General features: G+C 69.1%; 22 protein-coding genes. 16 read left to right on the top strand and 6 right to left on the bottom strand.

Annotation, left to right across the window (positions count from 1 at the left end; translation table 11 throughout):
* From RM1_RS21415 to RM1_RS21405, 3 genes are all read left to right on the top strand, one after another.
* A partial coding sequence (locus RM1_RS21415) for an amino acid permease (RefSeq protein WP_143187338.1) occupies positions 1 to 724 on the top strand: 724 nt, incomplete at its 5' end.
* Between the two features lie 77 nt (positions 725 to 801).
* A complete protein-coding gene (hutH, locus tag RM1_RS21410; protein ID WP_072753695.1) occupies positions 802 to 2,349 on the top strand; it encodes a histidine ammonia-lyase in 1,548 nt (515 codons plus the stop codon).
* A 105-nt stretch (positions 2,350 to 2,454) separates the two neighbouring features.
* Positions 2,455 to 3,444: a DUF4231 domain-containing protein gene (locus RM1_RS21405; protein ID WP_169922359.1), complete on the top strand. Its 990-nt coding sequence runs from the start codon at positions 2,455 to 2,457 to the stop codon at positions 3,442 to 3,444.
* A 31-nt stretch (positions 3,445 to 3,475) separates the two neighbouring features.
* Here the strand turns inward: RM1_RS21405 and RM1_RS26915 are convergent, their stop codons facing one another.
* From RM1_RS26915 to hutU, 5 genes are all read right to left on the bottom strand, one after another.
* Positions 3,476 to 3,892: a hypothetical protein gene (locus tag RM1_RS26915; protein WP_245816531.1), complete on the bottom strand. Its 417-nt coding sequence runs from the start codon at positions 3,890 to 3,892 to the stop codon at positions 3,476 to 3,478.
* A 29-nt stretch (positions 3,893 to 3,921) separates the two neighbouring features.
* Positions 3,922 to 4,635, bottom strand: a complete 714-nt coding sequence (locus tag RM1_RS26910) for an alpha/beta hydrolase family protein (protein ID WP_245816529.1) — start codon at positions 4,633 to 4,635, stop codon at positions 3,922 to 3,924.
* A 106-nt stretch (positions 4,636 to 4,741) separates the two neighbouring features.
* Positions 4,742 to 5,698, bottom strand: a complete 957-nt coding sequence (gene hutG / locus RM1_RS21395) for a formimidoylglutamase (RefSeq protein WP_072753693.1) — start codon at positions 5,696 to 5,698, stop codon at positions 4,742 to 4,744.
* Entirely contained in the window at positions 5,695 to 6,870 is a 1,176-nt protein-coding gene (hutI, locus tag RM1_RS21390) for an imidazolonepropionase (RefSeq protein ID WP_072753701.1), read from the bottom strand. Before hutI ends, hutG begins: the two co-directional genes overlap by 4 nt.
* Before the next feature lie 10 nt (positions 6,871 to 6,880).
* Positions 6,881 to 8,551 carry a urocanate hydratase gene (hutU, locus tag RM1_RS21385; protein WP_072753692.1) on the bottom strand — a complete coding sequence of 557 codons (1,671 nt, stop codon included), beginning with the start codon at positions 8,549 to 8,551 and terminating at the stop codon, positions 6,881 to 6,883.
* Positions 8,552 to 8,871: 320 nt separating this feature from the next.
* Between hutU and RM1_RS21380 the strand changes: the two genes are divergently transcribed.
* The 8 genes from RM1_RS21380 to RM1_RS21345 all read left to right on the top strand — a co-directional run bounded on the left by RM1_RS21380 (position 8,872) and on the right by RM1_RS21345 (position 18,996).
* Positions 8,872 to 10,089, top strand: a complete 1,218-nt coding sequence (locus tag RM1_RS21380; RefSeq protein WP_072753691.1) for an NADP-dependent isocitrate dehydrogenase — start codon at positions 8,872 to 8,874, stop codon at positions 10,087 to 10,089.
* 145 nt (positions 10,090 to 10,234) lie between these two features.
* Positions 10,235 to 13,288 (top strand): non-ribosomal peptide synthetase, encoded by a 3,054-nt coding sequence (locus tag RM1_RS21375; RefSeq protein WP_143069510.1) that lies wholly within the window; start codon positions 10,235 to 10,237, stop codon positions 13,286 to 13,288.
* Positions 13,285 to 14,001 (top strand): formyltransferase family protein, encoded by a 717-nt coding sequence (locus RM1_RS21370; protein ID WP_072753690.1) that lies wholly within the window; start codon positions 13,285 to 13,287, stop codon positions 13,999 to 14,001. Before RM1_RS21375 ends, RM1_RS21370 begins: the two co-directional genes overlap by 4 nt.
* 61 nt (positions 14,002 to 14,062) lie before the next feature.
* Positions 14,063 to 15,112: a 3-oxoacyl-ACP synthase III family protein gene (locus tag RM1_RS21365; protein ID WP_072753689.1), complete on the top strand. Its 1,050-nt coding sequence runs from the start codon at positions 14,063 to 14,065 to the stop codon at positions 15,110 to 15,112.
* Between the two features lie 5 nt (positions 15,113 to 15,117).
* Positions 15,118 to 16,020, top strand: coding sequence for a beta-ketoacyl-[acyl-carrier-protein] synthase family protein (locus tag RM1_RS21360; protein ID WP_072753688.1), 903 nt, complete (start codon positions 15,118 to 15,120; stop codon positions 16,018 to 16,020).
* Positions 16,017 to 17,711: a fatty acid CoA ligase family protein gene (locus RM1_RS21355; protein ID WP_369693550.1), complete on the top strand. Its 1,695-nt coding sequence runs from the start codon at positions 16,017 to 16,019 to the stop codon at positions 17,709 to 17,711. The genes RM1_RS21360 and RM1_RS21355 overlap by 4 nt, the downstream gene beginning before the upstream one ends.
* Positions 17,708 to 17,959 carry a hypothetical protein gene (locus RM1_RS26620; protein WP_027500288.1) on the top strand — a complete coding sequence of 84 codons (252 nt, stop codon included), beginning with the start codon at positions 17,708 to 17,710 and terminating at the stop codon, positions 17,957 to 17,959. Before RM1_RS21355 ends, RM1_RS26620 begins: the two co-directional genes overlap by 4 nt.
* A complete protein-coding gene (locus tag RM1_RS21345) occupies positions 17,944 to 18,996 on the top strand; it encodes an NAD-dependent epimerase/dehydratase family protein (RefSeq protein WP_245816527.1) in 1,053 nt (350 codons plus the stop codon). Before RM1_RS26620 ends, RM1_RS21345 begins: the two co-directional genes overlap by 16 nt.
* Before the next feature lie 46 nt (positions 18,997 to 19,042).
* Here the strand turns inward: RM1_RS21345 and RM1_RS21340 are convergent, their stop codons facing one another.
* Positions 19,043 to 19,579: a hypothetical protein gene (locus RM1_RS21340; protein ID WP_143069511.1), complete on the bottom strand. Its 537-nt coding sequence runs from the start codon at positions 19,577 to 19,579 to the stop codon at positions 19,043 to 19,045.
* A 58-nt stretch (positions 19,580 to 19,637) separates the two neighbouring features.
* Here RM1_RS21340 and RM1_RS21335 point away from each other — a divergent pair, with 58 nt between their 5' ends.
* The 5 genes from RM1_RS21335 to trpS are packed head-to-tail and all read left to right on the top strand — an operon-like array spanning position 19,638 to position 24,592.
* Positions 19,638 to 20,441 carry an exodeoxyribonuclease III gene (locus RM1_RS21335; RefSeq protein ID WP_027500286.1) on the top strand — a complete coding sequence of 268 codons (804 nt, stop codon included), beginning with the start codon at positions 19,638 to 19,640 and terminating at the stop codon, positions 20,439 to 20,441.
* 23 nt (positions 20,442 to 20,464) lie between these two features.
* Entirely contained in the window at positions 20,465 to 22,582 is a 2,118-nt protein-coding gene (locus RM1_RS21330; RefSeq protein ID WP_072753684.1) for an MMPL family transporter, read from the top strand.
* The gene (locus RM1_RS21325; RefSeq protein ID WP_072753683.1) at positions 22,572 to 22,982 is read left to right on the top strand and encodes a guanyl-specific ribonuclease; all 411 of its coding nucleotides are present in this window, start codon (positions 22,572 to 22,574) and stop codon (positions 22,980 to 22,982) included. Before RM1_RS21330 ends, RM1_RS21325 begins: the two co-directional genes overlap by 11 nt.
* Positions 22,982 to 23,461 carry a barstar family protein gene (locus RM1_RS21320; RefSeq protein ID WP_072753682.1) on the top strand — a complete coding sequence of 160 codons (480 nt, stop codon included), beginning with the start codon at positions 22,982 to 22,984 and terminating at the stop codon, positions 23,459 to 23,461. Before RM1_RS21325 ends, RM1_RS21320 begins: the two co-directional genes overlap by 1 nt.
* Before the next feature lie 42 nt (positions 23,462 to 23,503).
* Positions 23,504 to 24,592: a tryptophan--tRNA ligase gene (gene trpS, locus RM1_RS21315; protein WP_072753681.1), complete on the top strand. Its 1,089-nt coding sequence runs from the start codon at positions 23,504 to 23,506 to the stop codon at positions 24,590 to 24,592.
* Positions 24,593 to 24,597 lie beyond the last annotated feature (5 nt).

Raw genomic sequence — 24,597 nt, 5'->3', positions numbered from 1 at the left:
GGGTGAGGCGGAGGACCCGGAGCGCACCATTCCGCGGGCGATCAACACCGTCCCGGTGCGCATCATCTTGTTCTACGTGCTGACCCTGGCGGTGATCATGGCGATCAATCCGTGGCAGTCGATCGGGTCCGAGGGCAGTCCGTTCGTGCAGATCTTCCAGGGTCTCGGCATCGGACCGGCGGCGACGGTGTTGAACATCGTGGTGATCACCGCGGCGTTGTCGGCGATCAACAGCGACATCTTCGGCGCGGGCCGGATGATGTTCGGTATGGCCCAGCGCGGTCAGGCGCCCGCGGTGATGGGGAAGGTCTCCCGCAACGGGGTGCCGTGGATGACGGTGGTCATCATGACGGTCACGCTGCTGGTCGGCGCGCTCCTGAACTACCTGATCCCGGACAAGGTGTTCCTGGTCATCGCGTCCATCGCGACCTTCGCGACGATCTTCGTGTGGCTGATGATCCTGCTCTCGCATTACCGGTCCCGGCAGCGGATGGATCCGGCCGAGGCCGCGGCGTTGAAGTTCCCGGTGCCGTTCTGGCCGTACGGGCAGCTGATCGCGATCGGCTTCCTGGTGTTCGTGATCGCGGTGCTCGCCTTCGATGCCGACACCAGGGTGGCTCTGATCGTCGGCGCGGTGTGGCTGGCACTGCTCGCCCTCGCCTACTTCCGCTTCGTCCGTCCGCAGCCGGAATCGGAGCCGGAACCCGTGCATCAACCGTCCTGACGGCGATTTCCTCGCGCCGCGCCCGATTCGGCGGGAGGATGTGAGCAGCAGCTCGCTTCCCGACGGAGGAGCCCGCAGTGGAGAATCCAGGATCGGTCGTGGTCGGCGTCGGCCCCCTGACGCCCGACCAGGTGCTGCATGTCGCCCGATTCGGCGCCCCGGTGTTGCTGTCGGATCAGGCGGTGTCGGCCATGGCGGCAACCAGGGCGCACATCGAGGCGCTCGCGCGGGACTTCGGTCCGGTGTACGGCGTTTCCACCGGTTTCGGTGCGCTGGCCACCCGGCACATCCCGCCGGAGCTGCGCGCCCAGCTGCAGCGCAGCCTCATCCGCTCCCATGCGGCGGGGACCGGCCCCGAGGTCGAACGCGAAGTGGTCCGCGCGATGATGCTGCTGCGCCTGGCGACGCTGACGACCGGCCGGACCGGGGCCAGGCCCGACGTGGCGCATGCCTATGCCGCGCTGCTGTCGGCGGGGATCACGCCCGTGGTTCCCGAATTCGGCAGCCTCGGCTGCTCGGGCGACCTCGCGCCGCTCGCGCACATCGCGCTCGCGGTGACAGGGGAGGGCCTGGTCCGAGACGCCGCAGGCCAGCAGCTGCCTGCTGCCGACGCGCTGGCCGCGGCCGGGATCTGGCCGCTGGTCCTCGAGGAGAAGGAGGGCCTCGCCCTCATCAACGGCACCGACGGCATGCTCGGCATGCTGCTGCTCGCCTGCGACGACCTGCACCGGTTGTTGCCGCTGGCCGACATCACCGCGGCGATGAGCGTCGAGGGGTTGCTCGGCACGGACAAGGTGTTCGCCGCCGACCTGCAGGCGCTGCGCCCGCAGCCCGGTCAGGCCATCGCGGCAGCGAACATGGTCCGGCTGCTGGCAGGCTCGGAGATCGTCGCCAGCCACGCCACCCCCGACTGCACGGTGGTGCAGGACGCCTACTCGCTGCGGTGCGCGCCGCAGGTCGCGGGCGCCGCCCGCGACACGCTCGCCCACGCCGAACGGGTCGCGGCGTGCGAGCTGGCGAGCGCCATCGACAACCCGGTGGTGACCCTCGACGGCCGGGTCGAGTCCAACGGCAACTTCCACGGCGCGCCGGTGGCGTATGTGCTCGACTTCCTCGCGATCGTCGTCGCCGACCTCGCGAGCATGAGCGAGCGCCGAACCGACCGCTTCCTCGACACCGCGCGCAACCACGGGCTGCCACCGTTCCTGGCAGGCGACCCGGGCGTGGACAGCGGGCACATGATCGCCCAGTACACCCAGGCCGCGATCGTCTCCGAGCTCAAGCGGCTCGCCGCGCCCGCGAGCGTCGACTCGATCCCCTCCTCGGCGATGCAGGAGGACCACGTGTCCATGGGCTGGTCGGCCGCACGCAAGCTCCGACGGTCGATCGACGGGCTGACCCGGGTGCTCGCGATCGAGGCGCTCACGGCCGCCCGCGGCCTGGACCTTCGGGCCCCGCTCGCACCGTCACCGGCGACGGCCGCGGTGCGCGACACCCTTCGTCAGTACGTCGAGGGTCCAGGGACCGATCGGTTCGTGGCGCCCGAGATCGGGGCCGCGGTCGAGTTGGCGGCCTCGGGTGCACTGCTCAGCAGCGCCGAGACGGTGGTCGGGCAGCTGGCCTGAGCCGACCGGGATCGGGTAGTCGACTACTCGTGACCCGCGCGGCGTGCAGAGCCCAGGATTGGTATGCGGGCGAACCCGACTGTCGTTGTGAACGAGGTGGTCGTCATGGCTGGGTCCCCGGTGGGGCCGACCGCGGGTGAACGCACAGACCAAGTGGAAGAGTTGATCGCCTCGCTCTGGGCGACCCGCGTTCGCTGGTCCCTCGTGGCCGACCGCCTCAAGAAGCGTCTCGACATCGCCCGCGCGACAGCGTTCTACCTCAGCGGCGCGGGCGCGATCGCGGCGACGCTGACCGCGACCTTCCTCAGGACGGCAGACGCGGCCAGGGTCTCGGTGGCGGCCCTCGGTGCGGTGTGCCTGGCCGCCGCGACCGTCGTCGCGGGCGGCCTGCTCACGCCCGACGCGGTCCGTCGATGGACCAGGGCCCGCGCCGCCTCGGAGGGCATCAAACAACTGGTGATGAGGTTTCGGGCCGGGGCGGCCCCTTTCGACGGCGCGGGTGCACCGGCGCGACTGCGGGAGGAGGTCGCCGAGATCGAGCAGGCCGTCGAGGACCTGTCGGCCTACGTCGACGAGATCGACGACGACGATGTGGATGCCCGCAACTCGCCGGTTCCCGGCCCCATGACGCCGGAGGACTATGTCCGGGATCGGGTGCAGGGCCAGATCACCGAGTACTACCGCCCCCGGGCTCGCGAGTATGCGGTCCGGGCCCGACGCCTCCGACGGTTGGCGCTCGGGTTGAGCGTGGCCACCGCGAGCGTCGCCGCCGTCGTCACGGTTCTCGCGGGCGATGTCGGTGCAGCCGCGGGCGGTCAACAGTCATCCAGCGTCGCACCGTGGGTTGCCGTCCTGACCACGCTCGGGGGAGCGGTCGCGGCCCATCGAGCCGGCACCAGATACGACTACCTCGCCATGAGTTACTCCGCCTGTGCGGGTCGACTGCGCAAGCGCGTGAACGATTGGCGGACAAGCGGATCACCCACCGACCCGGCCGCGTGGAAGGCCTTCGTGGATGACTGCGAGGGCGCGATCTCGGCGGAGAACGCGAGCTGGATGGCCAAGTGGTCGGAGCGAAGATCTGACATCGACTAGGTGGCCGGGGTCAGAGCGGCCGGTCCGGACGTCAGCGTGTGGTCGGCGTAGCGAGCATCTGCACGATGAAGGCGTCGATGGCAGCCCACATCTGAGGATTCAGTTCGCAGTGCTTACCCGTGCCGACCACCGATCGGTGGTCCACACCATTTGCTGCGAACTGCGCAGCCAACGTGGCGTGCAGCGGGGACGGCACGGTGACGTCGGTGGCATTGAGCAGCAACAGGATCGGTGCGTCGTAGCCACTGGTCGGAATCGTCATGTAGTCGGCGATGGCGTCGCGGAATGCGGCGTCGCCCAGTGGGCGGGCCAACATCTCGCCCATCGGCACGCCGTTCACGTCGTGCATGATCTTCGGCAGGCACTGGCTTCCGGCGGTGTCCAGGATCTCCTGGCCGCGCGGTGTCAAGTAGCTGTTCACGTCGAGGCCGGAGTTGGTCTCGCGCAACCCGGCGAGGATGCTGACGACGAAGCTGTTTATGCCAATGCCGACTCCACCGGGATCTCGGGCACGTCGGGGCCGAGTAGCGGTACCACCTTCTCCACATCGGAGGCCGGGTCGACGGCGATGGTGCCGCGGAAGTCGAGGTCGGCGGCGGAGCTCGCCTGCAGGTGCGCCGCGCCGAGCGCCGAGTGACCGCCCTGCGACAGGCCGGTCAGCGCCCAGGTGCGCGACAGCTCGGAACGGGCTTCGCGGGCGGCCTTCACCAGATCGATGGTGGTGGTCGCCTCGGTGCGCAATTCGAGGTATGGGTGTGGGCCGGTGTCGAAGCGACCCAGCCCGAGGTAGTCGGGGGCGGCTACGGCGAAGCCCTTGGAAACGAAGTGCTGGAGGATCTCGTCTTCGCGCGGCCTGCTCACCTTGTCGGTGCTTGTCTGGCCGCCGCAGCCGGGGCCCAGGCCGGAGGTGCCGTGGTCGTACGCCATGATCGGCCAGCCGCCCGCGGGGGCAGGGCCGTCGGGAAGGAACAGAGCGCCGCTGGCCTTGACCATTTCGCCATTGGACCGTGTGGTCCAGTAGTCAATACTGGTGCCGTTCGACAGGCCGCGGAAACCGTTGGGCTGCGCGGTGGTCGCGATGAGTGTTCCTGGGGCGGCCGCCTGCGCCGGGATTCCCGGCGATACCAGCAGGGCACCCGCCGTTGCGACCGCTGCGGACAAAGCCCGTGTCCGCCAACCGAACAGTCCCATGAAGCCTCCATCATTCCAACCCGCAGGCAATTGCATGCGCCGCCGATCGTAGCGATATGAACAGCCGGCCGATTAGATGAGACTGCTGGGAGACATGGTCCGGGGCTCACCCGACCGGCGCCCGCCAGGTGACGACGCGGTGGATCAGCCTCGCCGCGGTCCGCGCGGTCCGGTTGTCGAAGTCGAGCTTCGGATTGAGCTCCGCGACGTCGAGCAGCGCGAGCTTGCCGCTGCGCGCGACGATGTCGCACACCCGTTGGACCACTTCGAGCGGCACCCCGAACGCCGCTGGAGCGCTGACACCGGGTGCGACGGACGCGGGCAGGACGTCGAGGTCGATGGTCAGGTGCACCAGGTCCGCCGTCCTGAGGAACTCGTCGACGAACGACTCGACCGCGGGCAGGTTCGCCGCGCCGCAGTCGTCGTCGAGGAGGTATGGCACCCCGAGTGATACGGCGCGCGCGAACAGCGCCGCGGTGTTGCTCGGCTGCGCGATGCCGAGTACCGCGTAGTTCAGCAGGCGCCCCCGTTCCGTCTCGGCGTCGGCCATCTGCAGGAAGGGGGTCCCCGAACTCGGCGCGGGATCGTCGCGAAGATCGAAGTGCGCATCCAGGTTCAGCACCCCGAGTCGTGCGCCGGATGTGCCCGCCGCGGAGTTCGACAGTCCGAGATAGCTTCCGTAGGCCACCTCGTGCCCACCGCCGAGCACCGCGACGAAATGGCCGGCGTCGAGCAGCCCGGCCACCACGTCACCGAGTCGCCGTTGGCCGTCCTCGAGATGACCGACTGCGACCGCCACATCGCCCGCGTCGAACACCCGGATCGGCGTGGCGAGTGCCATCGACGCGAGCGCGTGACGCAGGGCGGTCGGACCCCTCGCCGCCCCCGGTCGTCCCTTGTTCCGACGGACGCCCTCGTCGCTGCGGAAACCGACCAGAACGGTTGCCCCTGGCTCGATGTCGGCGTGGAAAGCGGACATCGCCGAATGCCAGCGCAGGTGCGCGGGCCCGGAGCCGTCGTCGCGTCCCGACCAGGCGCCGGGAATGAGGTCCACCTTCGTCATTGTCGATTCCCGTCCTTCCACACCTCATGAACCAGCGGCACACCCGGCCGGTACGCCAGGTGCAGGTGCGAGGGCGCGTCCAGTGCGATCAGGTCGGCTCGGGCCCCGATCCGGATGTGCCCGATGTCGCTGCGCCGCAGCGCCGCCGCGCCACCGGCCGTCGCTGCCCACACGGCCTCGTCGGGGCTCATGTGCATCTCGCGGACCGCCAGTGCGATGCACAGCGGAATGCTCGTCGTGTAGCTCGTGCCCGGGTTGCAGTCCGCGGCCAGTGCGACGGTGACACCGGCATCGAGCAGGGCCCTGGCATCGGGATACCGGTTGCGGGTGGAGAAGTCGGCGCAGGGAAGCAGCGTCGCGACCGTCTCGCCCGACGCCAGCGCCTCGACGTCCTCGCCGGTCACGAAGTTGACGTGATCGACCGAGGCTGCGCCCAGTTCGGCGGCGAGCCGGACCCCAGGGCCGGGGCCGAGTTGGTTGCCGTGCACCCGCGCCGTGAGTCCGGCGGCGATGCCCGCCTCGAGGACCGCTCGCGACTGGTGTTCGTCGAATGCCCCCGTCTCGCAGAACACGTCGATCCACCTGGCGTTCGGCGCGCACGCCGGGACCATCTCCGCACACACCATCCGCACGTACGCATCGGTGTCGCCTGCGAATTCGGGCGGGGTCAGGTGTGCGGCCAGCAGCGTCGTCTCAGGCGTGACCTCCGCAGCCACCTCGAGGCTCCGCAGCTCGTCGACGACCGACTGCCCGTATCCCGACTTGCATTCGATCGTCGTGGTGCCCGAGCGGACGGACTCGGCAACCAGTCGCGCGGCGTTCGCGCTCAGCTCCGCGTCCGTCGCGCGGCGGGTCGCCTCGACGGTGGTGCGGATGCCGCCCGCGGCGTATGCGGTGCCCGCCATCCTGGCCGCGAACTCCTCGGCCCGTTCGCCGCCGAAGACGAGATGCGCGTGGCTGTCGACGAACCCGGGCAGCGCCGCCCGGCCACCGAGGTCAACGGTGGCGTCCGCGCTGCCCTGTGGGATGTGGGCACGCGCGCCGACCCACTGGATGATTCCGTCACCCAGCACAACGGCGGCATCGCGGATGAGCCCGAGCCTGCCCGCGCCCGCCTCCGGGTCGTTGGTGACCAGGGTGCCGATGTTGTCGATGACCACCCAGGGGCTGATGCCCACGGTGCTAGCCCTCCCACATCGGGACGCGCAGGCCGCGGGCGGCCGCCACCTCGGCCGCGCGGTGGTAGCCGGCGTCGACGTGCCGGATGACGCCGGTGGCGGGGTCGTTGGTGAGCACCCGCTCGAGCTTGCGCGCGGCCAGTTCGGTGCCGTCGGCGATGCACACCTGGCCGGCGTGGACGGATCGGCCCATGCCGACGCCCCCGCCCTGGTGGATGGATACCCACGACGCCCCGGATGCCGTGTTGACCAGCGCGTTGAGCAGCGGCCAGTCGGCGATGGCGTCCGAGCCGTCGGCCATCGACTCGGTCTCCCGGTACGGGGACGCGACCGAGCCTGCGTCGAGGTGGTCGCGGCCGATGGCCAGCGGCGCGGACACCTCGCCGGACGCGACCATCTCGTTGAACCTCAGCCCGGCCCGGTGGCGTTCGCCGTAGCCGAGCCAGCAGATGCGCGCGGGCAGTCCCTCGAACCGGACCTTCTCGCCCGCCAGCGTGATCCAGCGACGCAGGTGTTCGTCGTCAGGGAACAGGTCGACGACCGCCCGGTCGGTGGCCGCGATGTCGGCGGGGTCACCGGACAGCGCGGCCCAGCGGAACGGGCCACGGCCCTCCTCGAACAGCGGGCGGATGTACGCGGGCACGAAGCCGGGGAAATCGAACGCCCGGTCACAGCCGCCGCGCCTGGCCTCGTCGCGGATCGAGTTGCCGTAGTCGAAGACCTCGGCGCCCGCGTCCTTGAATCCGACCATCGCCGCGACGTGGGCGGCCATCGACGCCCTGGCCTCGGTCGTGAACCAGTCGGGGTCCTTCGCGGCCATCCGGTGCCAGTCCTCGACCGCGACGCCGATCGGCAGATAGCTCAGCGGGTCGTGCGCGGACGTCTGATCGGTGACGACGTTGATCGGCGCGTTCATCGCGAGCAGCTGCGGCACCACCTCGGCCGCGTTGCCGAGCAGCCCGATCGACAGCGGGCGGCCCTCGTGTCGGGCGAGCACGGCCATCTCCAGCGCCGACTCGACACTCTCGGTCTTCGTGTCGAGGTAGTGATGCGCGATGCGGCGATTGATCCGGTCCGGGTCGCACTCGACACAGATCGCGACTCCGCCGTTCATGGTCACCGCCAGCGGCTGGGCCCCGCCCATGCCGCCCAGCCCCGCGGTCAGGGTGATCGTCCCCGCCAGCGAGCCGCCGAACCTCTTGCGGGCGACCGCGCCGAATGTCTCGTAGGTGCCCTGCAGGATGCCCTGGCTGCCGATGTAGATCCAGGAGCCCGCGGTCATCTGGCCGTACATGATCAACCCGAGCGCCTCGAGCCGGCGGAACTCCTCCCAGTTCGCCCAGTCGCCGACCAGATTGGAGTTGGCGATCAGGACCCGCGGTGCCCATTCGTTGGTGCGCAGCACCCCGACCGGCTTGCCCGACTGCACCAGTAGCGTCTCGTCGTCGGCCAGTGTCCGCAGCGTGCGCACGATCGCGTCGTACGCCGCCCAGTTGCGGGCGGCGCGGCCGGTGCCGCCGTAGACGACGAGGTCGTCGGGACGCTCGGCGACTTCCGGGTCCAGATTGTTCATCAGCATCCGGAGGGCGCCCTCCTGCTGCCACCCCCGGCACGTCAGGGTGTTGCCGCGCGGGGCGCGGACCGGTCGCGGCCCGGAGTCGGCACGTTCGGTCATCTCGATCTCCCCTCGATGACGTCCGCCCACTCATCACACTCCGTCGGAACCGGGTTGGCCAGGGTTCGGCGGAATCGGCGCCGAGGTCACGGCCGGAATCCACGCTGAGCTGCGCAAAGCTACCGATCGGTAGGTTCGCCGAGGCCGGGCCAGCGGTTGCGTCCGAGTCGGTTAGCAGTACGCTCGTCTTGTTTGGTGCGGATCGACCCGGTTCGCACGGGTTGTATAGATTACTGATTGAGTCGTTCGTGGTCTCGCTCACAAAGCGGGGCCCGAGCCGTGTGACCAGGGGAAACTTCCTAGGAGGACGCGAATACCACATGTCCAAGATCAAGGTTGAAGGCACCGTCGTCGAACTCGACGGCGATGAGATGACCCGCATTATCTGGCAGTTCATCAAGGACAAACTGATCCATCCGTACCTGGATGTGAATCTCGAGTACTACGACCTCGGTATCGAGTACCGCGACAAGACCGATGACCAGGTCACGATCGACGCCGCGAACGCGATCAAGAAGCACGGCGTCGGCGTCAAGTGCGCCACTATCACGCCGGACGAGGCCCGCGTCGAGGAGTTCGGCCTCAAGAAGATGTGGCGGTCGCCCAACGGCACCATCCGCAACATCCTCGGCGGCACGATCTTCCGCGCGCCGATCATCATCTCGAACGTCCCGCGACTGGTTCCGGGCTGGACCAAGCCGATCATCATCGGCCGTCACGCGTTCGGCGACCAGTACCGCGCCACCGACTTCAAGGTCCCCGGTCCCGGCAAGGTGATGATCACCTACACGCCCGAGGACGGCAGCGAGCCGATCGAGCACGAGCTGGTGAACTTCCCCGAGGGCGGCGGCATCGTCCAGGGGCAGTACAACTTCACCAAGTCCATCGAGGACTTCGCGCGGGCCTCGCTCAACTACGGCCTGCAGCAGAACTACCCGGTGTACCTCTCCACGAAGAACACCATCCTCAAGGCCTACGACGGCGCGTTCAAGGACATCTTCCAGAACGTCTACGAGACCGAGTTCAAGTCCGAGTTCGACGCCGCGGGCCTGACCTACGAGCACCGCCTCATCGACGACATGGTCGCCTCCGCGCTCAAGTGGGAGGGCGGCTACGTCTGGGCGTGCAAGAACTACGACGGCGACGTCCAGTCGGACACCGTCGCGCAGGGCTTCGGCTCGCTCGGCCTGATGACGTCGGTGCTGCTGACGCCGGACGGAAGGACCTGTGAGGCGGAGGCCGCGCACGGCACCGTCACCCGGCACTACCGCCAGCACCAGCAGGGCAAGCCCACCTCGACCAACCCCATCGCCTCCATCTTCGCGTGGACCCGGGGTCTCGAGCACCGCGGCAAGCTGGACAACACCCCCGAGGTGATCGCGTTCGCGCAGCAGCTCGAGGACGTCGTCATCAAGACCGTCGAGGGTGGTCAGATGACCAAGGACCTGGCGTTGCTCGTCGGTGGCGACCAGGGCTACCTCACCACCGAGGAGTTCCTCGGTGCGCTCGATGAGAACATGCAGAAGGCCACCCGGTAACGGAGGGCGCACAGCCGGAAAGTGGGACCAGCCCCAGGTCGGGGCGGGTCCCACTTTTCGTTTGTCGGGGGCCGACTCTGGCAACCTCATGCAGAGTCTCCGTCGAACCGATACTATTCCGGCACCCCCCTGGCTAGGAGCGACGTTGTCTTCCGTTGTGCCCCTTTTCGAACGACCGATCTCACCAACCGAACGTCTGTATCTGGCGATGCAGACGTTGGCCCCGCCGTTCGCCATCCAGTTGGTGATCCAGGGGACGGGCTCGATCGACGAGCGGGACCTCGCGGTGGCAGTGGCAGGCGCGTCCGAATCCTGCCCCGGTGCCCGGCTCGTCCGGCGTGGCGAGCGCTGGGTGGACCGCGGCATCGCGCCCCCGGTGGTGGTGGCCGCGGAGCACTCGTTGGTGGATGCCCCGCTCGACGACCATCCGATGCTGAGCCGTCCGCTCGATCCGGAGCGTGGACCCACCTGCGAGGTCCTGTTGCTGGGAAGTGAGCGGAACACGCTGGTGCTGAGGGCTTTTCATGGCGTGATGGATGGGAAAGGCCTGGCTCTCTGGGCGGCCGAGGTGTTCCGCCTGCTGCGTGGCGAACGGACGATCGGAGCGCGGGACGCGATTGCCGACCACAGCCTCGTCGAGTCGCTCGGGATCGACGGCAAGCCGACCACGCTGCTCCCCACCGCGCGTTCGCCGTTCGGGCGGGCCCGCCCGGCCCCCGGCGAGTCGGACTTCCTCTGGCGCAGGCGCACCGTGGAGGGAACCTCGCCCGCCGTGGTCGCCCGGATCGCCGAGCTGATCACGGCTGCGGTCGGGGGCAAGACCCGGATCATGGTCCCCGTGGACCTGCGACGGCACGACAAGGACCTGCGGTCGACGGCCAACCTGGCGCTACCGCTGTTCCTCGACGCGACGCCAGGGGACGGGTGGTCGCGCATCCATGCCCAACTGCTGCGCGGGATGGTGGAGTCCCGAGAGCTCGGTGAGATGAACAATGGTGGGCTGCAGCAGATGCCGGTGTGGATGGCGCGGGCCATCCTGCGCGCCGGCATGTCCATCGGCGCCCGTACCGGGGGAAATCTGGTGTCGGCGATCGTGTCCCACACGGGGACAGTCGATCTCGACGAGTTGAGCTTCCCCGGATTCGCGGCCACCGAGGTGTGGGGCCTGCCGGTCCACACGGGCATGGTGCCGCTCTCGATCGCGGTGCTGGAGGCCCGCGGACGAACCGAACTCGTGGTCTCCTGCCGCAACGGTGCGGGGATCGCGTCTCTTCTCGAGCGACTGCTGGACGATATCGCCGCAGCACTCGGAGCGCAGGCGCAGCCGCGGCCGATCGCGTCGCGGGGGCCAGGGCAGGGGCGAACGGTGACGAGCATCTTCGGCGACCTGGTCCTGGCCGCCCCGGACGCGGTGGCGGCGATCGGGCACGACGGTCAGCTCAGCTATGCGGAACTCGACGCTCGTGCCGACGTGGTGGCCGCGGAACTACGCGGCCGTGGGGTCCGTCGCGGTGACGTCGTCGCGGTGCTGGCTCGGCGGTCGCTCGACGCGGTGGTGGGATATCTGGGAATCCTCAAGGCGGGCGCGGCTTTTCTCGCGCTCGACCCCAAGCACCCGGACGAGCGGATTCTGGGGATTCTCGCGGATTCCGGTGTGCGCCACTGCGTGACGGAGCGGGCGTCGAAGGGACGAGCCGCGCTCGGCGACACCGATGTCCTGGTGGTCGACGACCTGCCGCATTCCGGCGCCGACAAGGCGCCGGACCTCGCCACCCCCGACGACCTGGTCTACGTCACCTACACCTCGGGTTCGACCGGACGGCCCAAGGGCGTCCAGGTCGAACATCGGGGCATCGTGAACCTGATGCGCTCGGCCACCGACTGGTACCGGCTCGGGCCCGAGACCCGCTACGCGCACTATCACACGCAGGCGGCGGACATGGCGTGCGCGGCGCTGCTGCTCCCGCTGCTCAGCGGCGGTGCGGTGGTCCTGGTTCCGGAGGAGATCAATCACCTGGTCTTGTCCGAGATGCTCGAGGGTCCCACGGTGAACACGATGATGGTGACGCCGAGCCTGCTCGAGGTGATGGTCCGGCTGGATCTGCGGCCGGTGGGGATGCGAGCGGTCAGCATCGGTGGTGAGGCGCTGCACGGGCCGCTGGCCGCGCGTGCCCGCGAGCTGTTCGGCCCGGATTGCCGGCTGCTCAACAGCTACGGGCCCGCGGAGATGTCGATCGTCTGTACCGCTCTCGTACTCGACGACGAGCCCTCGGCCGCACCCCAGCCGGTACCGATCGGTGGCCCGGCCGCAGACACCACGGTCCATCTGCTCGACCCGGATCGCCTGCCGGTGCCCGACGGCGAGATCGGTGAGCTGTACTTCGGCGGCCCGCAGGTGGCCCGCGGATACCTGAACCGCCCTGACGTCACCGCCGAACGCTTCGTCACCCTGTCAACGGGCGGACGGTGCTACCGGACAGGTGATCTCGCCCGCCGACGTCCCGACGGTGCACTCGAGTTCGCCGGTCGCGTCGACAGTCAGGTGAAGATCAGGGGCAATCGCGTGGAGCCCGGCGAGGTGCAGGCCGCCATCGAACAGCATCCCCTGGTCGGCAGGGCCGCGGTGGCGGCGGTGCGGCGCGCGGAGCGCGGCGACAACGTCCTGGCCGCCTACGTGGTGCGCGCCGCCGAGACGGGTGCGCCGCAGGGACAGGAGCGGAGCCAAGGGTGCGACCAGATGGCGCAGCAACTCCGGGACTTCCTGGCGCAGAAGGTGCCCGCGTACATGATCCCGGCCGAGATCCACATCGTCGACGAGATTCCCCTGACCGCCAACGGAAAGCTCGACAGCGCGGCACTGAGCGCCGCCGAGGCGGACGTCCAGGAGCGGGGGATCGACACGGCGAACGATCCGGGATCGGCGGAGTCCGACCGGCGGACGGAGGACCAGATCGCCGCTATCTGGGCGAAGGTCCTCGTGGTCGAGGTGAGCACCCTGCGCGCCGATTCGGATTTCTTCGCCCTCGGTGGGGACTCGCTGGCGTCGGTGGAGATGCTCTCGCAGGTCTCGCGCACGGTGGTCGGACGCGCGGGCGAAGCCGCGTTCGTCGCCGAGCTCGAGGAGTTGGTGCACCAGCTCACCCTCGGCAGGGTATGCGCCGCCGCAGTCCATGCGAAGAGGACGGGAGAGCTCGGGTGATCCTGGTGGGAAGCGGCGCATTGCTTTGGCGCGCCGCGCGATTCGCGTCCGCATCGGATTTCACGGTTGACCTGGTGTGCACCGGGCCCGGCGACGCGGCGCCCGCGGGACTCGAGGCACTCGCGCACCTGGAGACCACGGACCTCGATGCGGAGGTCGCAACGGTCGCCGATGCCTGCACCGACTCGGTGGTGTGGTCGATCAACAACCCGATGATCTTCGGGCCCGCGTTCGTGGACTCGGACCTGCGGATCTACAACATCCACAACGGCCCGCTGCCGGAGTTCCGTGGGCTGCCCGCCGCCGCGATCGTGCACGCGATCCTCCAGGGGCGCGACGAGTACGCGGCGACGCTGCACCGGGTCGACTCGGGCATCGACACCGGAGCGGTGGTCGATGTCGAGCGGTTCGCGATCGCGCCCGACGATCGCTTCCAGGATGTCATGATGAACGGATTGCGGGCCTGCCACGAGCTGTTCGAGCGGAGCCTGCACGCGGTGATGACCGGGCCGGAACCGTCCGGACCGCCCGCGGCCGTTGTGCCCGGCGGCTACTACGGTGCGGCGAGCATCCGGGAGCTGCGGGGGCATCGCGGCAACGCGAACTTCGAGCGGGCGACCGCGCTCGGGGTCTTCGCTCCTCGCTACCCGGCGATCGCGGCCGTGGCGGCAGGCGGCGCAGCGCCGGATCTCGAGGCCGCCGGACTGATGTGAAGCTCCAACCAGACAATGCCGAACCACCAGCCAGATCTACCGACTCCCAAGAGGATCCAAGATGACCAAGTCGAGGTTCGAATCGATAGGCGCGTACCTCCCGTCCGCGGTGCTCAGCACGAAGGACCTGCTCGCCAAGCTCGCGGTGCCGCCGAGTTTCGATCTCGAGGCGATCACCGGGGTGGTGGACCGCCGGGTGTACGACTCGAGCGCGGACAACTACGAGGATTCGTTCACGCTGGCGTGCAACGCCGCCCGTGATGCGCTGTCCCGCTCGAGCTACGAGGCGGGCGATCTCGATGTGATCATCTCGACCTCGATCTCGCGGAGCAAGGACAGGGACTTCATGTACCTGGAGCCGTCCTTCGCTTCGATGCTCGGTAAGGAGCTCGGCACCGAGGGCGCCATCCATTTCGATCTGTCCAACGCGTGCGCGGGGATGCTCAGTGGCGTCTACGTGCTCGACCGGATGATCCGCTCCGGTGCGGTCCGCAACGGGATGGTCGTGAGCGGCGAGCACATCACGCCGATCTCGGAGACCGCGGTGCGGGAGATCTCGGAGAAGTACGACCTGCAGTTCGCCTCGCTGTCCGTTGGTGATTCGGGTGCGGCCGTGATCATGGACCGATCCGTCGACGACGCCGACAAGATCGACTACATCGAGCTGATGACGGCGTCGGAGTACTCCGACCTGTGCATGGGCATGCCGAGTGACCAGTCGCCTGGCATCGCGCTGTACACCGACAACCGCAAGATGCACAACGAATCACGGTTCCTGCTGTGGACGAACGCGCAGCGGGAGTTCCTGGCGGCCCGCGGCCAGACCTTCGCCGACGAGGAGTTCGATTTCGTCATCCACCATCAGTTCGGCGCCTCGGCCGTGGTCTACATGAACGCGCTCGGCGAGAAGGAGTTCGGCACCCCGATGCCGCCTGCGCTCAACGTGGTGGAGAAGTACGGCAATACTTCCAGCACTTCGCATTTCATCGTGCTGCACGACCACCTGAAGGACAAGGCGGTCCCGAAGGGGTCGAAGATCCTGATGGTTCCTGCGGCATCCGGCATCGTCACCGGCTACGTGTCCGCCACGATCACGTCCCTGGAGGTCTGAGCAACATGGGTATCTCGATCAAGTCAACCGGGATGAGCGTGGCCACGGCGACGACGAGCGCGATCGAGCATTCGGCTCGCGCGGCGCGCGGCGCCATGCGCAGTGCAGGCGTCGAGCCCGAGCAGGTGGACGTGCTCATCAACACCGGCGTCTACCGCGACTCGAACCTGTTCGAGCCCGCCATCGCGGCGCTGATCCAGCGGGAGGCGGGAATCGGCCTCGAGTATCCGGAGGGCTCGAACAGGTCGTTCTCGTTCGACCTGATGAACGGGGCCTGTGGTGTGCTCAACGCGGTACAGGTGGCCACCGCCCTGCTCGAAACCGACAGTGCGCAGTACGTTCTCGTCGTCTCCGGGGACACGCACCCCTCGCTCCAGCGACGCAGGCCCGCCGCGGACTTCCCGTTCGTCACGGCGGGGGCGGCGATGCTCCTCGAGAAGACCGACACCCCATCGGGATTCGGTCCCGTCCACGTGGCGGAGCTGGACGGGACCCCGGCGACGAGGGGGTTCGCCAACACCGCGGAGATGGGCGTACACGGCCGCTCGCTCGTGACCGTGGAGCGCGAGGACGGATTCGAGGAGCGTCTGCTCGAGGTTGCGGGTGTCGCGGCGGGCAAGGCGATCGGAGCGCACGAGGGCGGGCTGGACCTGTCTCGGGCCGCCCTGATCAGCTCGCGGCCGACCCCGGGGTTCCCGGCCGCGCTGGCCGCGCGGCTCGGCATCGCTCCGGAGGCGGTGATCGGTAGCGGTGCGGTGGAGGGCGACGCGCACACCGCCGCGCTGACGGCCGCGTATCACCAGGTCGACGAGGCGATCCTGGCCGGCTACGACACCGTGCTGTTCGTGGCCGCGGGCGCAGGACCGAGCGCTGCCGCCACCGTGTACCGGCTGGCACCGGCGGCGTGAGCAGGGCGACGATCACGACTGCGGTGCCAGCCCGTCCCTCGGCGCACTGCGGATCGGTCGAACGGATCAGGGCGATGGCGCGGGCGCATCCGGATCTGGAGGCGGTGATCCATCCGGACGGTAAGGGCGAGGCGGGAGTCCCGACGTACGGGCGGCTGACCTATCGGGAGCTCGACGACTGGTCCGATCTGCTCGCCCAGCGGTTCGAGGCGATCGGGATCCGGCGCGGGGTGCGGACACTGCTGCTGGTCACCCCGGGGCCCGAGTTCTACGCCATCATGATCGGCTTGCTGAAGGTGGCGGCGGTGCCCGTCGTGATCGATCCGGGCATGGGTCTGCGTCCGATGCTCACCTGCCTGAAATCCGTTTCCCCGCAGGCCTTCATCGGCATCTCGAAGGCGCACCTGCTGCGGCTGGTGTTCCGTTCGTCGTTCGCGACGGTCGGCGTCAAGGTCACCGTCGGGCGCAAGCTGTGGGGCGGCCACTCCCTTCGTGCCTGGGGCCGGACGCCGGACCGGCCGGTGGTCGAGAGTCAGGAGGCGCCTGCCGACGAGGTGATGATGATCGCCTTCACCACCGGCAGTACCGGACCGGCCAAGGCCGTCAATCTCACCCATGGCAATCTCGCCGCGATGCTGGACCAGGTCGACGACGCCCGCAAGCGGGTGCCGCCTGAGACATCCCTGATCACGCTGCCGATCTTCGGGGTGCTCGACCTGATGCTCGGCTCCCGCTGCGTGCTGCCGCCGATCGTGCCGGGGGAGGTGGGCTCGACGGATCCCGCGCACGTGGTCGACGCGATCCACCGGTTCGACATCCGGACGATGTTCGCCTCGCCCGCCGTGCTGGTGCCGCTGGTGCGGCACGCGCAGGCGCACGACGTGCGGCTGCCGTCCGTGCGGTCCATCTTCTCCGGCGGTGCGCCGGTACCGGACCACGCCATCGCGGCGCTGCGCACCATCCTGCCCCCCGAGGCCGAGGTGACCGCCGGATACGGGTCGACGGAGGCGCTGCCGATGTCCGCGATCGAATCGCGCGAGCTGCTCGGCGAGTTCGTCGCCCGCGCCCACGCCGGGGCGGGAACGTGTATCGGACGACCGGCGCTCGGCCTCGAGGCGAGGGTCGTCGGCATCACCGACGACCCGATACCGACCAGGTCCGACGAGGCGGCCGCGGGCGGGATCGGCGAGATCGTGGTGGCCGGGCCGAATGTGAGCACCAGCTACGCCTGGCCGGAGGAGGCGAACGCGCTCGGCAAGATCAGGGACGGCGACCGGATCTGGCACCGGACCGGCGACCTGGGCTGGATCGACGAAGGCGGCCGGATCTGGTTCTGCGGGCGCAAGAGTCAGCGGATCCGCACCGCGGAGGGCGAACTGTTCACCGTCCAGTGCGAGCAGATCTTCAACACCGTTCCCGAGGTGTTCCGGACCGCGCTGGTCGGCGTGCGAGGCGAGTCCGACACCCGCCCGGTGCTCTGCGTCGAGCTGATGCCGGGGGTCCGCAAGAGCGAACGGGCCCGGATCGAGCAGGAACTGCGCGAGCTCGGAGCGCAGGCCCACACCACGGAGCGGATCCACGACTTCCTCTTCCATCCCGGTTTCCCGGTCGACATCCGGCACAACGCGAAGATCGGGCGCGAGAAACTGACGGTGTGGGCGGCATCGCAACTGGCGAAGGCGGAACGATGAGTACGAAGGTCATGCTGCTGCGTGCCATCCCGGTACTGGGATGGATCTACCTGGTGGCCGGGCTCATCCGGCCCTCCGGCAACCGTGTCGCGCGGGCGCTGTGGTGGATCGACGTGGTGCTCAGCGTCGGCGCGCACGCCGCCCAGATTCCGGTCGCGCTGAAGGAAGGCCGCGCACGGGGGCATTCGGATGTGAAGATCGCCGCGATGACGATGCTGCTCGGTGCGACCTGGTGGCGGACCCAGTGAGGGCACTGGTGACCGGTGCGAGCGGATTCCTCGGTGGCGCGCTCGCCCGTCGACTGGTCGGGGACGGCGAGATGGACGTCTCCGTGCTGGTGCGCCGCAGCAGCAACCTCACCGATCTCGGCGACACCTCGAAGTTGACGCTCGTCTACGGCGACCTCACCGACCGTGACTCCCTCGTCGAGGCGACGCGGGGAGTGGACGTGGTGTTCCACAGCGCCGCAAGGGTGGACGAACGCGGTGTCCGCGAACAGTTCTGGGACGAGAACGTGCGAGCGACCGCGGACCTGCTGGAGGCGTCCCGCCGAAACGGGGTGTCGCGCTTCGTGTTCATCTCCAGCCCGAGCGCGTTGATGGAGTACGACGGCGGCGACCAGATCGACGTCGACGAAACGATCCCGTACCCGAGCAGGTACCTCAACCTGTACTCGGAGACCAAGGCCGCCGCCGAGCGGCTCGTGCTGGAGGCGAACGGCACCGACCTGATCACCTGTGCGCTACGGCCACGGGCGATCTGGGGTGCGGGCGACCGGTCCGGTCCGATCGTCCGGCTGCTCGCGAAGGCGTCCGAGGGCTCCCTGCCGGACATCTCCGGCGGCAAGGACGTGTACGCCTCGCTCTGCCACGTCGACAACATCGTCGACGCGTGCGTGCGGGCCGCGAGCTCGGACCAGGTCGGGGGCAGGCCGTATTACATCGCCGACGCCGAGACCACGAACGTGTGGGAGTTCGTCGGGGTGGTGTCGCGGATGTTCGGGTTCGCCCCGCCGAGCCGTAGACCCGACCCCCGGGTACTGGCCGCTGTTGTGGCGGTCGCGGAGCAGATCTGGCGGGTGCCCTACGTCGCGAAGCGCTGGTCGCCGCCGCTGTCGCGGTACGTGATCGCGCTGATGACGCGCAGCGCGACCTTCGACACCGGCGCGGCCAGGCGCGATCTCGGCTACCTGCCGATGGTGGGCCGGGACGAGGGGCTGGCCGCCTTCAAGGCCTGGGTGGACGAGCAGGGCGGCCTCGCGGAGCTGGCGCGGCCGCTGCGCTGAGCGCTCCGTCCGTGAACCGAGCGTGTGGACGGCAGGGCGGGGCCGTTCAATCCCCCGATCGGACTCGCCGCACCTCGAGCGTGGCCTCGCGGACGTCCTCGGGCACCCATTCGACGCGAGCCGTGAGCGTGTGTCGACCGGGCGTCTCGGCCACAAGGGTGCAGCGGAGCGGGAGCCCAGAGCTCTCGACTTCGCTGGAACTGCTCGAACCCGTTGTGGCCTTGCCGTCGTAGGCGCCGCACGTGGTGGAGTCGCCGGGGCCGTCGACCCGAGAAAGGGTGACGGTGAGCTTCGAAGCCTCGAGTTCGTCGTGCACGGCGTTGCTCCGACCGCTCGAGCTGTTCGGGTAGCCGCCGGCCGTGCCCACCGTCACGTCCAGGCGGAAGTTCAGTTCGTCGCCCGCCGCGAGGTCGACGGCGAGGGTGGGTGACGCTGCGCGGAGATCCATCTCGCCGAGGCGATCGCCTCTCGGCCAGAGGAAGTAGGCGGCGAGGCCCGCGATGGTCACCAGGAACATCCCGATCGCGGCCACGACGATGAGTGCGGGGTTCCGTCGCTTGACCGGCGACGCCGCTGCGACCATGAACGCAGCGTACTGGCCGCGCATCGCTATTTCACCGTCGGATCGCTAGCGTGTGGGCGTGCCGCACATCATCACCACCGTCAACGTCAACGGGATCCGCGCCGCAGCCAAGAAAGGCATGCTGGAGTGGATCGAGGCCACCGAGGCGGACGTCATCTGCCTGCAGGAGACCCGCGCCGACGACAAGCAGCTGACCACGACCCTGGCCGCCGCGCTCGAGGCGGGCTGGCACCTGGCCTCCGCGCAGCCGTCGGCCAAGGGTCGCAACGGGGTGGCGATTCTCTCGCGCAGGCCTGCGGACGCGGTCCGCATCGGGCACGGGGACGAGGAGTTCGCGGAGGCCGGGCGGTACATCGAGGCGGACTTCGACGACCTCACGGTCGCCAGCCTGTACCTCCCGTCCGGCGAGGTGGAGACCGAGCGGCAGGCGGAGAAGGAACGGTTCCTCGGATCCTTCGGGCCGTATCTGGCCGCGACCGCAGCGGCGGCCGAGCGGGCGGACCGGCACGTGGTGGTGTGCGGCGACTGGAACATCGCGCACACCGAGCTGGACCTGAAGAACCACAAGGGGAACAAGAAGAACTCCGGCTTCCTGCCGAACGAGCGTGAGTGGATGGGTTCGGTGTTCGGCGAGCTCGGCTGGGTCGACGTGATGCGCCGGCTGCACCCGGACCTGGAGGGGCCCTACACCTGGTGGTCCTACCGCGGCAAGGCATTCGACAACGACTCGGGCTGGCGGATCGACTACCAGGTCTCCACGCCCGTGCTCGCTGAGCGGGCGAAGCAGGCCGTCGTCGAGCGGGCCGCGTCCTACGACCTGCGGTGGTCGGACCACGCACCCGTCACCGTCCAGTATCGCTAGTCAGATACCGCTAGTCTTCCACCGTGACGCGGTGGACAATGTTCGTGCTGGGGCGCCGTTGGGCCGTGCTGACGGTCGTGGTCGGCGCCATGCTCCTCGGGGGGCTGTGGGGGTCCGGTGTGCTGGACCGGCTCAGCCAGGGCGGTGACATCGATCCGTCCAGCGAAGCCGCGCTCGTCGACGAGCTGCTGGCCGAGCATTTCGGGATCCGCAGCCCGGACATCATCGCGATCTACCGTGCCCCCGACGGCAAGACCGTCGACGACATCGGGCCCGCGGTCTCGGCTCGCCTCGCGGAGGTCGATCGGGGCCTGCTCGCCGAGCCCATCGAGGACTACTGGGGCGCGACGGGCCCGATCCGGTCGTTGTTGCGCAGTGGCGACGGATCCACGGCGCTGGCAGTGGTTTTCGTGGAGGGGAGCGAGAGCGAGCGGATCGCGTCGTTCACGGAACTCGAACCGCAGCTGACCGTGCCGGGGGTGTCCACCGAGCTGTCCGGGTTCAGCGCGATCGCGGACGAGGTCAACAAGGAATCCAAGCGCGACCTGGTGGTCGCGGAGATGGTCTCGCTGCCGGTCACCCTGCTGGTGCTGGTGCTGGTCTTCGGCGGGCTGGTCGGAGCGGCGATCCCGGTCGCGATCGGCGCGCTCTCGATGCTCGGCGCGCTGGCCGCGCTGCGCCTGTTGTCGATGTTCCTCGAGGTCAGCGTGTTTTCGGTGAACATCGCCTCGCTGCTCGGGCTCGGCATGGCGATCGACTACGGACTCTTCATCGTGAGCCGGTACCGCGAGGAGCTCGCCGCAGGGGCGGACACCGACGAGGCGGTCACCCGGACGATGGCCTCCGCGGGCCGTACTGTCGCGTTCTCCGCGGTGCTGCTGCTGTGCGCGTTCGCGGGCACCCTGGTGTTCCCGCAGCAGATGCTCAAGTCGCTCGGGTTCGGCGCGATGGCCGCGGTCGCGCTTGCCGCGGCGCTCTCGTTGACGGCGCTGCCCGCGCTGCTCGCCGTCCTCGGCCCGCGGATCGACGCGCTGACCTGGCGCCGCGGGGCATTCGAGCGGGGTGAGGCTCGAGCGCAACGCTTCTGGGGCGCACTCGCGACCGCCGTGATGCGCAGGCCGGTCGTCATCGCCGTCACCATCGTGGCCGGGCTGCTGCTGTTGACCTTGCCGCTCTTGGGGACTCGGTTCGGCGATGTGGACCACACCGCGCTGCCGCCGGGCAACGAGACGCGCACGACGGTGGAACAGCTCACCGCGCAGTTCCCGATCGCGAGCAGCGGCGCCACCGTCGTGGTGCGCGGCGAGGACGGTGCACCGCCCGGCGACGCCGCGGTCGCCGAGGTGAGCAGGGCGGTCGGCGCGACCGATGGCGTCCAGCAGGCGATCACCCTCGGCACCGCCGACGGCATGGTCGCGATCCGCGCGGTGCTCGAGGACCCGGACCGGTCGGTCGCCGCGGTCGACACCGTCCGCAGGCTCGACGGGATCGAGGCGCCCGCAGGCACCGAATTGCTCCTGGGCGGGATCACCGCGTTGTCCGTCGACAGCGTGAACTCGGTCCTGCACTATCTGCCGGTGATGATCGCGGTGATGGTGATCGCGACGCTGGTGCTGATGTTCTTCGCGTTCGGGTCGATCGTGCTGCCGATCAAGGCGGTGCTGATGGCCGCGCTGAGCCTTGGCGCGACCTTCGGCATCCTCACCTGGATCTTCTACGACGGGCACCTGACGGGGTTGCTGAACGTCACCCCTGGCCCGTTGATCTCGGGGATGGTCGTGCTGATCATCGCGATGGTGTTCGGCCTCTCCACCGACTACGAGGTGTTCCTGATCTCGCGGATGGTCGAGGCCAGGCGGGACGGCGCAAGCACCGAGGAGGCCGTGCGCATCGGCGCGGCCAAGACCGGGCGGGTGGTCACCGCGGCCGCGACCCTGTTGATCCTGGTGACCGGCGCGTTCACCCTTTCCGACCTGTCCGTCATGCGATTCATCGGGGTCGGGATGATCGTCGCGCTGATCATCGACGCCACCGTGGTCCGGATGCTGCTGGTGCCCGCGCTGGTGAAGCTGATGGGCGAGGCCAACTGGTGGGCGCCGCCGTCGATGGTCCGGCTGAGGGAGCGGGTCAATGTCCACTAGATCGCTGTCCGCACGGTCCCGCAGCGTCATCGCGGCGGCCGTCCTGGTGCTCGTCGCCGTCGTGGCGGGGTTGCTGCTGACGCGCGGCGGCGACGCGCCCGGCTCCGACGCGCCACCCGGTGTCCCCGCGGCAGCCGTGGCGACCCTGCGGGCGATCGACGACGGCACCTGGCCGGACTCGGCAGGGGCTCCGGGTACCAAGGGCGGCGAACGCTTCGGTAACAGGGAGCGGCAGCTACCGACCGCGGACGCCTCGGGTCGCCCCGTCAGCTATCGCGAGTGGGACGTGAACCCGAAGCAGCGCGGAAAACCGAGGGACGCGCAGCGCATCGTCACCGGTAGTGACGGTTCGGCCTGGTACACCGGTGATCACTACACGACGTTTGTGAGGATGCGCTGATGACAACGGTGGACGGATTCATCACCGAACGAACCGGTCCGGTGGCAGGCATGCTGACCGGATCCGCGCCGGTCGGCGACACCCTCGCGTACGCGCTGTCCGAGCGTGGTTACACGGTGCGGGTGGTGCGCGCCGCGAAGATGCGGACGACCGACGCCCTGTTCGACGAGTTCGCCGCGGCCCTGCAGTTCCCGTACTACTTCGGCGCCAACAAGGACGCCTTCGACGAGTGCCTGCGTGACGCCGACGACTGGTTGGGCGAGTCGCCTGGACTGGTGCTGATGGTCCGCGACGCGGGGGAGCTACTGGTCGACGAGCCGGGGGAGCTGGGCTGGTTCGTCGACGCCGTCGAGGACGGCGCGAGGGACAGGACCGACGGCCTGCTGCGGGTCATCCTGCAGGCAGATCGGCCGTCGGCGAGCGCGTTGGCCCGACGCTGGACGTCGGCGGGCGGGGAGCTCGCATGGGTGGAGCCCTGATCGAATTCGAGGCGGGTGACCGGGCATGAAAGGATCGGGGCCATGTCGAGTTCCGCATCGTCGCCGTCCGCACCGTCATCGGACACCGCCCCGGTGAACACCGCCCCCGCCGCGCCAGGCACCGCCGCCCGGCAGCGGGTGCTCTCGGGCATCCAGCCCACCGCCGACTCGTTCCACCTCGGCAATTTTCTCGGGGCGCTGCAGCAGTGGGTTCCCCTGCAGGACGATTTCGACGCCTTCTACTTCATCCCCGACCTGCACGCGATCACGGTTCCGCAGGAGCCCAAGGAGCTGCGGCGCCGCACGAAGATCGCCGCCGCCCAGCTGCTGGCGCTCGGCATCGACCCGGATCGGTCGACGCTGTTCGTGCAGAGCCAGGTGCCCGAGCATGCGCAGCTCGCGTGGGTGCTGAACTGCATCACCGGCTTCGGTGAGGCGAGCCGGATGACTCAGTTCAAGGACAAGTCCGCCAAGCAGGGCACCGAGTCCGCGACGGTGGGTCTGTTCACGTATCCGGTGCTGATGGCCGCCGACATCCTGCTGTATCGCCCGCATCGGGTCCCGGTCGGCGAGGATCAGCGCCAGCACCTGGAGATGGCGCGCGACCTGGCGCAGCGGTTCAACACCCGGTTCGGCAAGGCGTTCGTGATCCCCGAGGCGCAGATGATCAAGGGCACCTCGAAGATCTACGACCTGCAGGACCCCACGTCGAAGATGAGCAAGTCGGCTGCGTCGGCCGCCGGGCTGATCAACCTGCTCGACGACCCGAAGGTGTCGGCGAAGAAGATCAAGTCCGCCGTCACCGACAACGAGCGCGAGATCCGCTTCGACCGGGAGAACAAGCCGGGCGTGAGCAACCTGCTGACCATTCAGTCCGCGCTGTCCGGCACGAGCGTCGAGGACCTGGTAAAGGGTTACGAGGGCAAGGGCTACGGCGACCTGAAGTCCGACACGGCCGAGGTGCTGGTGGAGTTCGTGACCCCGCTGCGTGCCAAGGTCGACGCGTACATGGCCGACCCGGCCGAGCTGGACCGCATCCTGGAGGCGGGCGCGCAGCGGGCCCGCGAGGTGTCCGAGCGGACTCTGGCGACGGTGTATGACAAGGTGGGGTTCCTGCCATACAAGGGGTGATCCGC

The sequence above is a fragment of the Rhodococcus maanshanensis NBRC 100610 genome, from assembly GCF_001894865.1.
Classification (GTDB): domain Bacteria; phylum Actinomycetota; class Actinomycetes; order Mycobacteriales; family Mycobacteriaceae; genus Rhodococcus_G; species Rhodococcus_G maanshanensis.
The sequence above is the reverse complement of the archived record's forward strand: the minus strand, read 5'-3'. Positions and strand labels throughout refer to the sequence as shown.